This window comes from Janthinobacterium sp. GW821-FHT03C10, assembly GCF_059420865.1.
Map to the genome: position 1 here is coordinate 366,047 of NZ_JBWKUN010000003.1, position 13,468 is coordinate 379,514.

Sequence of the window (13,468 nt, forward strand, 5' to 3'; positions counted from 1 at the left end):
TTTTGCGTGAACGCGGTTTTTTCGCGCGCACGGATCGGCGGGCTTTGGCACGGCCCGCTTATTGCGAGTAAAATCGTGTTTCTAGCTATAGGTAAAGAGATGCGCACTGCATCCAAGGAGTCTTCGTGAATAACATGTTTTCCAAATCTGCCATCTGGGTAGTCGTATTGCTGCTGTTGTTCATGCTGTTCAAGCAATTCGACAGTCATGGCGCCACAGGCGGCAGCAAGGCCATCGCTTATTCCGATTTGCTGGATGAAGTCAAAGCCAAGCGCGTCAAGGATGTCGTGATCGAAGGTTCGTCGATCACCGCCAAGCTGATGGACGACACCAAGGTGCGTACCACCGCCACCAGCCTCGACAAGGGCTTGATCGGCGACTTGCGCGACAATGGCGTGCATTTCGATGTGCGTCCGCCCGAGGAAGCGTCTTTCCTGCAAACTATTTTTGTTTCCTGGTTCCCCATGCTGCTGTTGATCGGCGTCTGGGTCTTCTTCATGCGTCAGATGCAAGGCGGCGGCAAGGGCGGGGCATTCTCGTTCGGCAAGTCGAAGGCGCGCATGATGGATGAAGCCAGCAACACCGTTACCTTCGCCGATGTCGCCGGTTGCGACGAAGCGAAAGAAGAAGTCAACGAAGTGGTCGACTTCCTCAAGGATCCGAGCAAATTCCAGAAACTGGGCGGCCGCATTCCCCGCGGCGTGCTGATGGTCGGTCCTCCGGGCACGGGTAAAACCCTGCTGGCGCGCGCCATCGCCGGCGAAGCCAAGGTGCCGTTCTTCTCGATTTCCGGTTCCGACTTCGTGGAAATGTTCGTCGGCGTGGGCGCGTCCCGCGTGCGCGACATGTTCGAAAACGCGAAAAAGCATTCGCCTTGCATCATCTTCATCGATGAGATCGACGCTGTCGGCCGTCACCGCGGCGCCGGCATGGGCGGCGGCAATGACGAGCGCGAACAAACCCTGAACCAGTTGCTGGTCGAGATGGACGGTTTTGAAGCGAACTCCGGCGTGATCGTCGTGGCCGCCACCAACCGTGCCGACGTACTCGACAAAGCCTTGCTGCGTCCGGGCCGTTTCGACCGCCAGGTCTCCGTCGGCTTGCCCGATATCCGTGGCCGCGAGCAGATCTTGAACGTGCACATGCGCAAAGTGCCTATCGGTACCGACGTGAAAGCCGATATCCTGGCCCGCGGCACCCCGGGTTTCTCCGGCGCCGACCTGGCCAACCTGGTCAACGAGGCAGCCCTGTTCGCCGCACGCCGCAGCAAGCGCCTGGTGGAAATGGCTGACTTCGAAGACGCGAAAGACAAGATCTACATGGGTCCCGAGCGTAAATCGATGATCATCCGCGAGGAAGAGCGCCGCAATACGGCTTACCATGAGTCCGGTCACGCCGTCGTCGCCAAGCTGCTGCCAAAGGCTGACCCCGTGCATAAAGTGACGATCATGCCGCGCGGCTGGGCCCTGGGCCTGACCTGGCAGCTGCCGGAACACGACAACTTGTCCGCCTACAAGGACAAGATGCTGGAAGAAATTTCCATCCTGTTCGGCGGCCGTATCGCCGAAGAGATTTTCGTGGGGCAGATGTCCACGGGCGCGTCGAACGACTTCTCGCGCGCCACCAAGCTGGCCCGTTCCATGGTGACCCGCTTCGGCATGTCCGACAGCATGGGCGTGATGGTCTACGAAGACAGCGAAAACGAAGGTTTCTTCGGTGGCGCCACCAAGACGATCTCGGAAGCGACCCAGCAAAAGGTCGATGCTGAAATCCGCAACATTCTCGACAAGCAATATGCTTTGGCGCGCACATTGCTGGAAAGTAACCGCGACAAGGTCGAAATGATGACGAAAGCCTTGCTGGAATGGGAAACCATTGATGCAGAGCAAATCAATGACATCATGGCCGGCCTGGAGCCGCGTCCGCCGAAAGTCATTCCGCCACGCCGCAATGCGGGCGACAGCGGCACGGGCGGCATCTCGCCGAACGTGACGGCACCAGCCTGATTAGGGCCGCCCTGACGGGCTGCACGCAAGGGTATGGCAAGAACGAGGGTAAGGAGCAATCCTTGCCCTTTTTCGTTGCCGCCGCAGTTTTTTCCTGACGACTACAAAGATTTACATGCGACACTATTTGCAATTTGGCCGTTTCGGCTTCAACCTGTCCGGCGCGCAGGCGCTGGTGATGGGCATCCTGAACATCACGCCCGACTCCTTTTCCGATGCGGGCCAGTACCAGCACCTGGAATTTGCCCTCTCGCGCGCCGAGCAGATGATACTCGACGGTGCAGACATCATCGATATCGGCGGCGAATCGAGCCGCCCCGGCGCGCCGCCGCTGCCGTTGCACGATGAGTTGCAGCGCGTCATGCCGGTGCTGTACGCCTTGCGCGACTGCGGCAAGCCCCTGTCCGTCGACACGTACAAGCCGGAAGTGATGCGCGAAGCCATCCTGGCGGGCGCCGACATGATCAACGACATCAACGGTTTCCGCGCGCCAGGCGCCATCGCGGCCGTACAGGACAGCGACTGCGCGCTGTGCATCATGCACATGCAAAGCGTGCCGCAAACCATGCAGGACCGGCCGCAATACGAGGACGTGGTGCGCGAAGTCATCGATTTCCTGCGCGAACGCATCGACACCATGACGGCGGCCGGCATCGCCCGCGAACGTCTGTGCGTCGATCCCGGCTTTGGTTTCGGCAAGACGGTGGAACAGAACTACGCTTTATTGCGCGCCACGCGCCAGCTGCGCAGCGAACTGGACCTGCCCGTGCTGGCGGGCCTGTCGCGCAAGTCGATGATCGGCGCCGTGACGGGTCGTCCCGTCGAGCAGCGCCTGGCCGGTAGTGTTGCCGGTGCGCTTGCTGCGGTAGCGCAAGGCGCAGAAATTATTCGTGTGCATGATGTAGCCGAAACCGTCGATGCCCTGAAGGTCTGGCGCATGGCGCACTGAAGCTGTAAGATTCATTATAAACAACAAAAAGAGAAATTTATGACGCGTAAATATTTTGGCACCGATGGCATCCGCGGCCTGGTGGGCACGGCTCCGATCACCCCCGACTTCGTCATGCGCCTCGGTTATGCGGCCGGCAAGGTGCTGGCCAAGTCGCAGGGCGGCAAGGCGCGCCCGACTGTGCTGATCGGCAAGGACACGCGCATTTCCGGCTACATGCTGGAAGCGGCGCTGGAAGCTGGCTTGTCGGCCGCCGGCGTGGACGTGATGCTGGCCGGCCCCATGCCGACGCCGGCGATCGCCTACCTGACGCGGGCGTTGCGCCTGTCGGCCGGGGTGGTTATTTCCGCCTCGCACAATCCCTACCATGACAATGGCATCAAGTTCTTTTCCGGCCAGGGCACCAAACTGCCCGACAGCGTGGAACTGGAAATCGAAGCGGCGCTCGACGAGCCCATGGCTTGCGTGGCGTCGGAAAAGCTGGGCCGCGCCAAGCGCCTCGACGATGCCCAAGGCCGCTACATCGAATTTTGCAAGGGCACCTTCCCGAACGAGCTGGACTTGCGCGGCCTGAAGATCGTCGTCGATTGCGCGCATGGCGCCGCCTACCATATCGCGCCGCACGTCTTCCATGAGCTGGGGGCGGAAGTCATCGCCATCGGCAACAAGCCCGATGGCTTCAACATCAACGCGGGCTTTGGCGCCACGGCGACCAAGGCCATGGCCGAAGCCGTCGTCGAGCACGGCGCGGACCTGGGCATCGCCCTCGATGGCGACGCCGACCGCCTGATCATGTGCGACGCCACGGGCCGCTTGTATAACGGTGACGAGTTGTTGTACGTGATGGTCAAGGACCGCCTGGCGACGGGCCCCGTGGCCGGCGCCGTGGGTACCCTGATGACGAATATGGCGCTGGAAGTGCTGTTCAAGCAGCAGGGCATCGGTTTTGCGCGCGCCAAGGTGGGCGACCGCTACGTGCTGGAAGTCATGAAGGAAAAGGGCTGGATACTGGGCGGCGAGGGTTCCGGCCATCTGCTGTGCCTGGACCGCCACACGACGGGCGACGGCATCGTCTCCGCGCTGCAAGTGTTGTCCGCGCTCAAGCGCAGCGGCCAGAGCCTGCAGCAATGCCTGGCCGAACTGGTGCTGTTCCCGCAAACCCTGATCAACCTGCGCGTGGCGCCCGGTTTCGACTGGCAGAAAAATGCCGCCATGGTGGCCGAGAAAGAGCTGGTCGAGACTGAACTGGGCGACACGGGCCGCGTGCTGATCCGCGCTTCGGGCACCGAGCCGCTGATCCGCGTGATGGTCGAGGCGAAAGACAAGGAGAAGGCCGAATCGATGGCGCGCCGCATCGCCGACAAGGTCGCCAGCTGAAAACGCGCAGGGCGGCGTTGTACTGCCTTGCCCTGAACGTTTTCAGCAAGCACCCAAGTGGGAGCGATAGTTATTTCCACCTAATTCGTCTATGGCAATTGACGAAATTGTGGGGAAGCGTTATTATCTTGTCTTCGGAGTGTGGCGCAGCCCGGTAGCGCACCTGGTTTGGGACCAGGGGGTCCAAGGTTCGAATCCTTGTACTCCGACCAAAGTCATAAGCGGGCTGTCAGAGATGACAGCCCGTTTTCTATTCTGCGGCGCCTTGGCATTGCTGGCGCGCATAGACTAAAATGCTGCACCTTTCCGCCCATCGTTCAACGGATAGGACAACGGTCTTCTAAACCGTGAATGGGGGTTCGATTCCCTCTGGGCGGACCAGTCCTTGCTGGTCATGCAGGCGACAAGCTGTCGCATTGCCATCCTTCTTCATCTCTGTTCATCGTTTGCCTGCAGACCGTGTCACGGCTGCGCAAACAGCACCACGCTCAGCAAGTACAGCAGCGGCGCCGCGCACAGCAGCGCAGAGATTACCGCTCCCATTTTCTTGTTGGCCAGCCGGGCCAGGCGCAGCCGTTCCCGCACGGGCAGGTGCTGGCGGATCACGCTGCGCGCGCGTGGTCGAAACGGTTGTTCGTGCATGAGCTCTCCCTCGTCGATCAGCAGTTGATGCCGTCGAGCATAGCGAGGGGGATCTAAAAATGGTGTAAACAGTGGACCTGGCGCCGCAAACGCGGCGTAAAGATGCGGCTGGCATTGAAAGCGGCAGCGGGCACGGTGCACCGCTGCCGTCATGAGGCTTTGATGATGCTTACTTTCCCTGGCGGCGGCGTGCCATGAAGCCCAGCAGGCCCAGGCCGGCGAGCAGCATGGCATAGGTTCCAGGTTCCGGCACGGCGGAAATGAAGGCCCTGTAGTTGCTCAGATCCTTGGGCAGGCCCTCGATCGTGAAGGTGGTGCCGGCAGCCACGGGTGCGGCCCAGTGGAATACCAGTTCGCCCTGGCCGAAATGGATGGCCAGATAGTCATAGGCGGCCGCGCTCGTATAGGAATTGACCCCGCCGCTCAAGCCCGCCGTGGTGCCGGCAGTGCAGCCCGACGTGGCGCTGTCGCAATATGAAACGGCGGCGCCCAGGCTGCTGCCGAACACGCCATTGATATAGCCCTGGATGTCCGAGGGACTCTGCGGCACCAGATTATCGTCATAATATTTCACCTCCAATGCCGGCGATGGCGAATAGGTGACGGTGCTGCCGGCGATGACGAAACCGCTGGCCGGCCCCACATCGACCCAGGTGGCCGCTTGCGCCGCACTTGCCAGTACAGTCATTGCGGCCAGCATGGATGCCTTGACGGCAATGCTCTTTATGCTTTTCATGAAAATCCCCTTGTGCTTGAGACAGTTGCTTCATCGTGTAGGGATGCGTCCCTGCCTGCCGTGGAAGTCATCCCATTGCCCGTTTTTAGCTATCTTTTTAGCTACTTCCTGCGCGTACTGAGTACGCAAATGCAAGCTTACTCTTGATGTAAATTAATACAATTTAAATAATACTATTGGTTCAGTTGACAACATCGCATACGGCTATGTACGGCTGTGCCAGCGATAGCCAACATGGCAGGAGGAAATGGCGTGACAAGGCGCGCCAGCTTGTGCTAGCGACGTCCCTGCTTGGGGGGAGGCGGCGGGTGCTTCAGTCGCTGTTGTTGCTGACGCCAAACAGGCGATCCTTGGCGTTGAGCAGCTTTTGTACCTTGGCGCCCATTTTCATCAGTTGCGCCATCGATTCGGGCGACAGGCGCTGCAAGTCGTCGAACCAGGTGTTGGCCAGGTCGACCAGTTCATACATTTCGCGCATGCGCTCCTGCGCATATTGATCCACCGGTTCCATGGCCGGCGCCAGCAGCGCTTCGCGCAGCACCGTCAGGGTGGGGGCCACCTCGCGGCGGCGGCGCTCGGCGGCCACCACGCGGAAGATTTGCCACACATCGCCCAGCGAAGAAAAATATTCGCGCCGGTCGCCGGGAATGCGCGACTGGCGGATCAAGCCCCAGCCCTGCAATTCCTTCAGGCCGATGCTCACGTTCGAGCGCGAGAAACTCAGGTGTTCCGCGATTTCATCCGCGTGTAAAGGATGCTCCGCGACAAACAACAAGGCGTACACTTGCCCCACCGTGCGGTTAAAGCCCCAGCGGCTGCCCATCTCGCCGAAATGACTGACGAAGGTCAGGATCAGCGGCGTCATTTGGATATTTTGAGTTTTCATAATTATCTGAATTTTTTCACGCCAAACCGCCAGGGTCAATTGATATATGTCATGTTTCGCAGTATTATACAAAAAATCGAATTTACAGAAAATTCTGAAAACTCAAAAAGTATAAGATGACGACCTCGCCACTGTCCTTGCCCCGCTTTATTCTTCCCCGTGCCGCCAGCCTGGCGCAAGGCGGCGCCGCCTTGCTGTGGCTGCCGCAAGCGGCCTTGCTGGCCTGGGCCGTGCAAGCCATGCTCGATGGCGCACCGTGGCGCGCGGCCCTGTGGCCGGCCGCCGGCGTGCTGCTGCTGGGCGTGCTGCGCGCCGGCTGTGAAGCGTGGGGCGCGCGGCGCATGTATGCGGCGGCGCGCGCGCACCTGTCCACCTTGCGCGGGCAGGTGGCGCAGGCGCTGGCGCGCCGTTCGCCGCTGGACCGCCGGCGCGCGCAGTCGGGCCAGGCGGCCAGCGTCATCGCCGAGCAGGCCGAAGCCATCGTGCCGTATCTGGTGCGCTACAAGCCGGCGCGCTGGAAAGTCATGCTGGTGCCGCTCGTCATCCTCGCCGCCGTGACGCCGCTGTCGTGGACGGCCGCCCTGATCCTGCTCATCGCCGCGCCCCTGATTCCCGTCTTCATGGCCCTCGTGGGCATGGGCGCGCAAGCGGCCAGCCGCGCGCAGATGGTGGAAATGGGCGGCATGAACGCCTTCCTGCTGGACCGCCTGCGCGGTCTGGCCACCTTGCGCGCGCTCGATGCCGTCGATGCCACGGCCGCACGGCTGGACGCCTCGTCGCAATCCGTGCGCCGGCGCACGATGGTGGTGCTGCGCATCGCCTTTTTGTCGTCCGCCGTGCTGGAACTGTTTTCCGCGCTGGGCGTGGCCATGGTGGCCGCCTTCATCGGCTTCTCCCTGCTGGGCAGCCTCGATTTCGGCACCTGGGGCCGCGAACTGAGCCTGGGGCAGGGCTTGTTCATCCTGCTGCTGGCGCCCGCGTTCTTCGAGCCGCTGCGCGAACTGGCCGCCGTCTGGCACGACAAGGCGGCCGGCGAGGCAGGCCTGGCCGGACTGCACGACCTGGCGGGCGAGGGCGTGCCCCTGCCTGGCTTCGGTGCGGAAGTGGCTGCCGTCTCCGCCGCCGCCATGGCGGTGGCGCCGCCGCCCGCCATTGACATCCATCAACTGCGCTTTGCCCACCCTGGCGAAGCGCCCGTGTTCGACGGCTTCGACTTGAGCGTGCGCGCGGGCGAACACGTGGCCCTGCTGGGCGCCAGCGGCGCCGGCAAGACCACCTTGCTGTCCTTGCTGGCCGGCTTGCTGCCCGCCAGCGGCGGCGAGCTCCGCATCGGCGGCGTGCGCCTGAGCGACAACACCGTGAATACCTTGCGCCAGCGCATGGCGTGGATGGGGCAGCGTCCGCACGTGTTTGCCGCGTCCGTCAGCCAGAACGTGACCCTGGGCCGCGCAGGGGCGCAGGCCGCGCACGTGACGCAGGCGCTGCACCTGGCCGACCTGGCCAGCGTGGCGCAGGCGCAGCCGGCCGTCATGCTCAGCGATGGCGGCCAGGGCCTGTCCGGCGGCGAGGCCGTGCGCCTGGCGCTGGCCCGCGTGGCCCTGCATCCGCATGCGGACTTGCTGCTGGTCGATGAACCGACGGCGCACCTGGACAGCGAAACGGCGGCGCGCGTCACGGACGCCTTGCTGACCCTGGCAAAAGGCAAGACCATGCTTGTCGCCACGCACGACCCCGTGCTGGCTGGCCGGCTGCAGCGCACGGTGCGGGTCGATGCGGCGACGCAGAAGGAGGAGGCGCGCGCATGAAAACATCCCTGATATCGCATCCCGTCCTGCGGCAATTGCTGCTGGCCCAGCCCCGCAAGCTGGTCGGCGGCGCCATGCTGGCGGCCCTGACGGCCGTGGCCGGCATGGCCTTGCTGGGCTTGTCCGGCTGGTTCATCACGGCCACCTCGATCGCCGGCCTGCATGCCTCGACGGCCATCCTGTTCGACGTCTTCGGCCCGTCCGCCGGCATCCGCCTGCTGGCCATCGGCCGCACGGGCTCGCGCTATGCGGAGCGCCTCGTCACGCACGACGCCACGTTCGCCGCGCTGGCCAGTATCCGCGTGCAACTGTTTCGCGGCTGGTCGCGCCCGGAAGCGGCCAGCCGCCTGCTGCGCCAGCCCGCCAAGCTGCTGTTCCGCCTGACGGCCGATATCGACGCGCTCGAATCGCTGTACCTGCGCCTGCTGGTGCCCGCCTTCACGGCACTGTGCGCGGCCCTGCTGGCCGGCGTGGCGCTGGGCGCGATGCGGTGGCAGCTGGGCCTGGGCCTGGCCGCGTGGCTGCTGGCCGCCGGCGGCGGCATCAGCTGGGTCGTGGCGCAGCGCGCCCGCCGTCCCGCCATCGTGCGTACACGCGCCATCGAAAAGCTGCGCTCCGGCACCATCGACCTGGTGGCCGGCCAGACGGACCTGGTGATGGCCGGCCGCATCGGCGCCCACTGCGCCGCGCTGGCGCGCATCGACGCCTCGCTGGCGCAGGCCGATGTCGCCCTGCTGCGCCTGGAGACGGCGGCCGGCGCCGCGTACGGCGTGGCGGGCAGCGCGACCCTGGCAGGGGTGCTGCTGGCCGTGGCCGCGCTGGTCGAACAGCAAACGATGAGTGTTCCGCTGGCGGCCCTGGCCTTGCTGATCGCGCTGACGGCCGTGGAACCGTTTGCGGGACTGCGCCGCGGCGCGCTGGAAGCGGGGCGCATGCTGCTGGCCATGCGCCGCCTGGCGCCGCGCCTGGATGCTCCGGAGGCCGCCGCGCCGCCGGCTGACAGCGCACCGGGCTTGCGCCTGGAGCAGGTCTGCGCCGCGCATGCGGGCAGCCGTGTCGCCATCTTGCATGACGTATCGCTGCACATCGGCGAGGGTGAGCGCGTGGCCTTGATCGGCCCCAGCGGCGCGGGCAAGTCCACCTTGCTGGCCATCGCCGCGCGCGAGTTGGCGCCCCTGTCGGGGAGCGTCAGCGCGCCGCGCGCCTGCCTGTTCACGCAGAAGACGGAACTGTTCCAGGACAGCTTGCGCGACAACCTGCGTCTGGCCGACCCGTCCGCCAGCGACGCGCAGCTGTGGGCGGCCCTGCAGGCGGCCGGCCTGGATGACGAGGTGCGTGCCTTCGCGGACGGCCTGGACACCCTGCTGGGCGAGGGGGGGCTGGGCTTGTCCGGCGGCCAGGCGCGCAGATTGGCGCTGGCGCGGCTGTTCCTGCACGCATCGACATTGTGGCTGCTGGACGAGGCGACGGAAGCGCTCAATGCGCAGACGGCGATCGATGTCCTGCAGCGCCTGCGCGCGCGCAGCGAAGGGCGCAGCTTGCTGATCGCCACCCACTTGCGGCGCGAAGCGGCGCTGGCGGACCGGCTCGTCAGCCTGCGCGACGGCCGTATCGTCGGCGACGCGCGCCGTGGCACGCCAGCCTTCGAAGTGGCGCTGGCGGGCCTGCGCGCAGATTAAGGGATCAAGGAAGGACTGGAGACACAGGCGGTGCCGCACGCCAGCCTGAAGGCGGCGGAAGCAATCGGATTGCATCAGATAGATACCAAGTTTACACACAGTAGGGAAATACCAAGGAAATCATATGGACTTCGATATTGTCGCTTTATCCAGACTGCAGTTCGCGCTGACAGCTCTGTACCACTTTATTTTCGTTCCGCTGACGATAGGCCTGTCAGTGATCCTCGCCATCATGGAGACGGTCTATGTGATGACGAACCGCCCCATCTGGCGCGACATGACCAAGTTCTGGGGTGTCTTGTTCGGCATCAACTTCGCCATGGGCGTGGCGACGGGCGTCGTCATGGAATTCCAGTTCGGCATGAACTGGAGCTATTACAGCCATTACGTGGGCGACATTTTCGGCGCGCCGCTGGCCATCGAGGGCTTGATGGCTTTCTTCCTGGAAGCGACCTTCGTCGGCCTGTTCTTCTTCGGCTGGGACAAGCTGTCGAAGCGCGGCCACCTGGTCACCACCTGGCTGGTGGCCATCGGCTCGAACTTCTCGGCCCTGTGGATTTTGATCGCCAACGGCTGGATGCAAAATCCCGTCGGCGCGGCCTTCAATCCGCAGACCATGCGCATGGAAGTGACGGATTTCGGCGCCGTGCTGACGAACCCCGTGGCACAGGCGAAATTCGTGCACACGGTGTCGGCCGGCTATACGGCGGCGGCCATCTTCGTGCTGGGTATTTCCGCCTGGTATCTGCTGAAGGGCCGCCATGTACAGCTGGCCAAGCGCTCGATGACGGTGGCCGCCTCGTTCGGCCTGGCCGCCACCTTGTCGGTGGTGGTGCTGGGCGATGAAAGCGGCTACCTGTCGTCCGAACACCAGAAAATGAAGCTGGCCGCGATCGAGGCCATGTGGACCACGGAGCCGGCGCCCGCCGCCTTCACGGCCATCGGCTTTCCCGACGCGAAAGCGCGCGAGACGCATTACGCCGTGCACATCCCGATGGTGATGGGCTTGATCGGCACGCGTTCGCTGACGACGGAAATTCCCGGCATCGAGCAATTGGTCGACCGCGGCGAACTGCTGATCCAGGATGGCATCAAGGCGTATGACGCGCTGCAAACCATCCGCAGCGTGGCGCCAGGTGCGCCTGTGCCGCAAGAGGCGAAAGACATGTTCGAGTCGAAAGGCCAGTCCATGGGCTATGCCTTGTTATTAAAACGCTATGTCGACGATCCGCGCCAGGCCACGCCCGAGCAGATCCGCCAGGCCGCGCTCGACACCGTGCCGCCCGTGGGGCCCCTGTTCTGGTCCTTCCGCGTGATGGTGGGCCTGGGCATGTTCTTTATCCTGTTGACCGGCACCTTCTTCATCCTGTCGACGCGCCGCACCCTGGACAAGCACCGCTGGCTGCTGAAGCTGGCCGTGTTCGCCATCCCGTTGCCGTGGGTGGCCATCGAGGCGGGCTGGATCGTGGCCGAAGTGGGCCGCCAGCCGTGGGTCATCGAAGGCGTGCTGCCGACGGCCGTGGCCGTATCCAACCTGGGGGCGTCGACGCTCCTGATTACCATCGCCGGCTTTGCCGCCATCTACACCGTGCTGTTGATTATCGAGATGAAGCTCATGCTCAAGGCCATCCGCAAGGGGCCGGAAGAGACGCCGCGGGCTCCCGTGCCAGCGGCCGCAGCCATTCATACTCAACGCGCCTGAGGAGGGCCAGACCATGATTTTGCATGAAATGATTTCGTATGAAACCCTGCGCCTGATCTGGTGGCTGCTGATCGGCATCCTGCTGGTGGGCTTTGCCATCACGGACGGCTTCGACCTGGGCACGGGCATCCTGCTCCCGTTCGCCGGGAAGACGGACCTCGAGCGCCGCGTCATCATCAACAGCATCGGTCCCGTATGGGAAGGCAACCAGGTATGGCTGATCCTCGGCGGCGGCGCCATCTTTGCCGCCTGGCCGCAGCTGTACGCCGTCTCGTTCTCGGGCTTTTACCTGGCCATGTTCGTCATCCTGGTGGCGCTGATCGTGCGTCCCGTGGCCTTCAAATTCCGCAGCAAGCGCGAAGACCCCCGCTGGCGCGCCCGCTGGGACGCGGCCCTGTTCGTGGGCGGCTTCGTGCCGGCCCTGATCTGCGGCGTGGCCATCGGCAACGTGCTGCAGGGCGTGCCCTTCCGTTTTTCGCCGGACATGCATATCTTCTATGACGGCACGTTCTTTGCGCTGCTCAACCCGTTCGCCTTGTTGTGCGGCCTCGTCTCGGTCGCCATGCTGGTGATGCACGGCGCCACCTGGCTGCAAGTGAAAACGGACGGGGCCGTGGCGGAGCGTGCGCGCCGCTACGGCAGCGTGGCGGCGATCGCGACAGTGGTGCTGTATGCACTGGCCGGCGTGGCCCTGTGGCTGTGGGTCGATGGCTACCGCGTCACCAGCGCCGTCGTCGTCGATGGCCCGTCGAACCCGCTGCTGAAAACGGCGGAAGTCCACGTGGGCGCCTGGTTCCTCAACTTTGCCGCCCACCCGTGGACCTGGATCGCCCCTGCGGCCGGTTTGCTGGGCCCCTTGCTGGCGTTCGCCTTGCTGCGCGCGCGCCGCGAAGTGCCCGCCTTGCTGGCCAGCGCGGCCAGCATCGCCGGCATCATCCTCAGCGTAGGCGCGGCCATGTTCCCGTTCATCCTGCCCTCGTCGATCGACCCGCGCGCCAGCCTGACGGTGTGGGATTCCTCGTCCAGCCACATGACCCTGTTCATCATGCTGGTCGTCACCGCCGTCTTCATTCCCCTCATCGTGGCCTACACGACCTGGGTGTATAAAGTGCTGTGGGGTAAGGTTGATGCAAAAGCAATCAAGGACGACAGCGGTCACGCCTACTAAGACTTTACGAAAGGAATTAATTATGTGGTATTTCGCCTGGATACTGGGTCTTCCGCTGGCGGCGACCTTCGCCGTGCTCAATGCGATGTGGTATGAAATCGCCGATGGCGACACGACGCCCGAGCAGTACCGCGACACGCCGAACTAGTCGCGCCTGAATTTGATCTGCCCCGCCCGGTGCAATGGTTTTGCCATTGCCGCCCGGCGGGGCATTTTGCTTTATGCAAGCAACATGAGAGGTAGGTCGGATGAGCGGAACGCGTCATCCGACAGGCGCAGCCGGCGGCGCCTGTGTCGGCTTACGCCCTGCGGACTAAGCCGACCTACTGGCGGGCGTCTTGGGCGCAGGTTTCGGCACGGCAATGGCGATCGGATCGCTGGCCGGAAAGCTTTCCTTCAGCGCTTCATCGAGCGCTTCCTCGGCATGGCTTTCGCTGGCCGGCGTGGGCGAATCGCGCTCCGGTGGCGGGGCGGGCGTGGTGGCGGCGTTGGTGCTGGAATGCATGATATTCCCCTCG

At 63.8% G+C, this 13,468-nt stretch carries 12 protein-coding genes and 2 tRNA genes; 10 read left to right on the forward strand and 4 right to left on the reverse strand.

The window, feature by feature from the left end:
• The first annotated feature begins 125 nt into the window (after positions 1-125).
• The 5 genes from ftsH (at position 126) to AC07VH_RS12860 (ending at position 4,713) form a co-directional block, all read left to right on the forward strand.
• On the forward strand, positions 126-2,006 hold the full coding sequence (gene ftsH, locus AC07VH_RS12840) for an ATP-dependent zinc metalloprotease FtsH (protein ID WP_077402824.1): 1,881 nt from the start codon (positions 126-128) through the stop codon (positions 2,004-2,006).
• A gap of 115 nt (positions 2,007-2,121) precedes the next feature.
• Positions 2,122-2,955 (forward strand): dihydropteroate synthase, encoded by an 834-nt coding sequence (folP, locus tag AC07VH_RS12845; RefSeq protein ID WP_475416201.1) that lies wholly within the window; start codon positions 2,122-2,124, stop codon positions 2,953-2,955.
• Positions 2,956-2,994: 39 nt separating this feature from the next.
• Entirely contained in the window at positions 2,995-4,332 is a 1,338-nt protein-coding gene (gene glmM, locus AC07VH_RS12850) for a phosphoglucosamine mutase (RefSeq protein ID WP_494788090.1), read from the forward strand.
• A 135-nt stretch (positions 4,333-4,467) separates the two neighbouring features.
• Positions 4,468-4,544, forward strand: a tRNA-Pro gene (locus tag AC07VH_RS12855).
• Positions 4,545-4,638: 94 nt separating this feature from the next.
• A tRNA-Arg gene (locus AC07VH_RS12860) sits at positions 4,639-4,713 on the forward strand.
• An 81-nt stretch (positions 4,714-4,794) separates the two neighbouring features.
• On the opposite strand, the gene AC07VH_RS12865 is transcribed toward AC07VH_RS12860, so the two are convergent.
• The 3 genes from AC07VH_RS12865 to AC07VH_RS12875 all read right to left on the reverse strand — a co-directional run bounded on the left by AC07VH_RS12865 (position 4,795) and on the right by AC07VH_RS12875 (position 6,575).
• Positions 4,795-4,974 (reverse strand): hypothetical protein, encoded by a 180-nt coding sequence (locus tag AC07VH_RS12865; protein WP_489627976.1) that lies wholly within the window; start codon positions 4,972-4,974, stop codon positions 4,795-4,797.
• Between the two features lie 169 nt (positions 4,975-5,143).
• A complete protein-coding gene (locus AC07VH_RS12870; RefSeq protein ID WP_475416198.1) occupies positions 5,144-5,710 on the reverse strand; it encodes a PEP-CTERM sorting domain-containing protein in 567 nt (188 codons plus the stop codon).
• Between the two features lie 313 nt (positions 5,711-6,023).
• On the reverse strand, positions 6,024-6,575 hold the full coding sequence (locus AC07VH_RS12875) for a GbsR/MarR family transcriptional regulator (protein WP_494788091.1): 552 nt from the start codon (positions 6,573-6,575) through the stop codon (positions 6,024-6,026).
• A 137-nt stretch (positions 6,576-6,712) separates the two neighbouring features.
• Here AC07VH_RS12875 and cydD point away from each other — a divergent pair, with 137 nt between their 5' ends.
• The 5 genes from cydD (at position 6,713) to cydX (ending at position 13,098) form a co-directional block, all read left to right on the forward strand.
• Positions 6,713-8,401 (forward strand): thiol reductant ABC exporter subunit CydD, encoded by a 1,689-nt coding sequence (cydD, locus tag AC07VH_RS12880; RefSeq protein ID WP_494788092.1) that lies wholly within the window; start codon positions 6,713-6,715, stop codon positions 8,399-8,401.
• The gene (locus tag AC07VH_RS12885; protein ID WP_494788093.1) at positions 8,398-10,080 is read left to right on the forward strand and encodes an amino acid ABC transporter ATP-binding/permease protein; all 1,683 of its coding nucleotides are present in this window, start codon (positions 8,398-8,400) and stop codon (positions 10,078-10,080) included. Before cydD ends, AC07VH_RS12885 begins: the two co-directional genes overlap by 4 nt.
• Positions 10,081-10,204: 124 nt before the next feature.
• Complete coding sequence (locus AC07VH_RS12890) at positions 10,205-11,782, forward strand: cytochrome ubiquinol oxidase subunit I (protein WP_489627974.1); 1,578 nt, start codon at positions 10,205-10,207, stop codon at positions 11,780-11,782.
• Between the two features lie 13 nt (positions 11,783-11,795).
• Positions 11,796-12,950, forward strand: coding sequence for a cytochrome d ubiquinol oxidase subunit II (cydB, locus tag AC07VH_RS12895; protein ID WP_494788094.1), 1,155 nt, complete (start codon positions 11,796-11,798; stop codon positions 12,948-12,950).
• 22 nt (positions 12,951-12,972) lie between these two features.
• A complete protein-coding gene (gene cydX / locus AC07VH_RS12900; protein WP_092712907.1) occupies positions 12,973-13,098 on the forward strand; it encodes a cytochrome bd-I oxidase subunit CydX in 126 nt (41 codons plus the stop codon).
• 165 nt (positions 13,099-13,263) lie between these two features.
• Here cydX and AC07VH_RS12905 read toward each other — a convergent pair whose 3' ends face one another.
• Positions 13,264-13,455 (reverse strand): hypothetical protein, encoded by a 192-nt coding sequence (locus AC07VH_RS12905; protein ID WP_475416193.1) that lies wholly within the window; start codon positions 13,453-13,455, stop codon positions 13,264-13,266.
• Positions 13,456-13,468 lie beyond the last annotated feature (13 nt).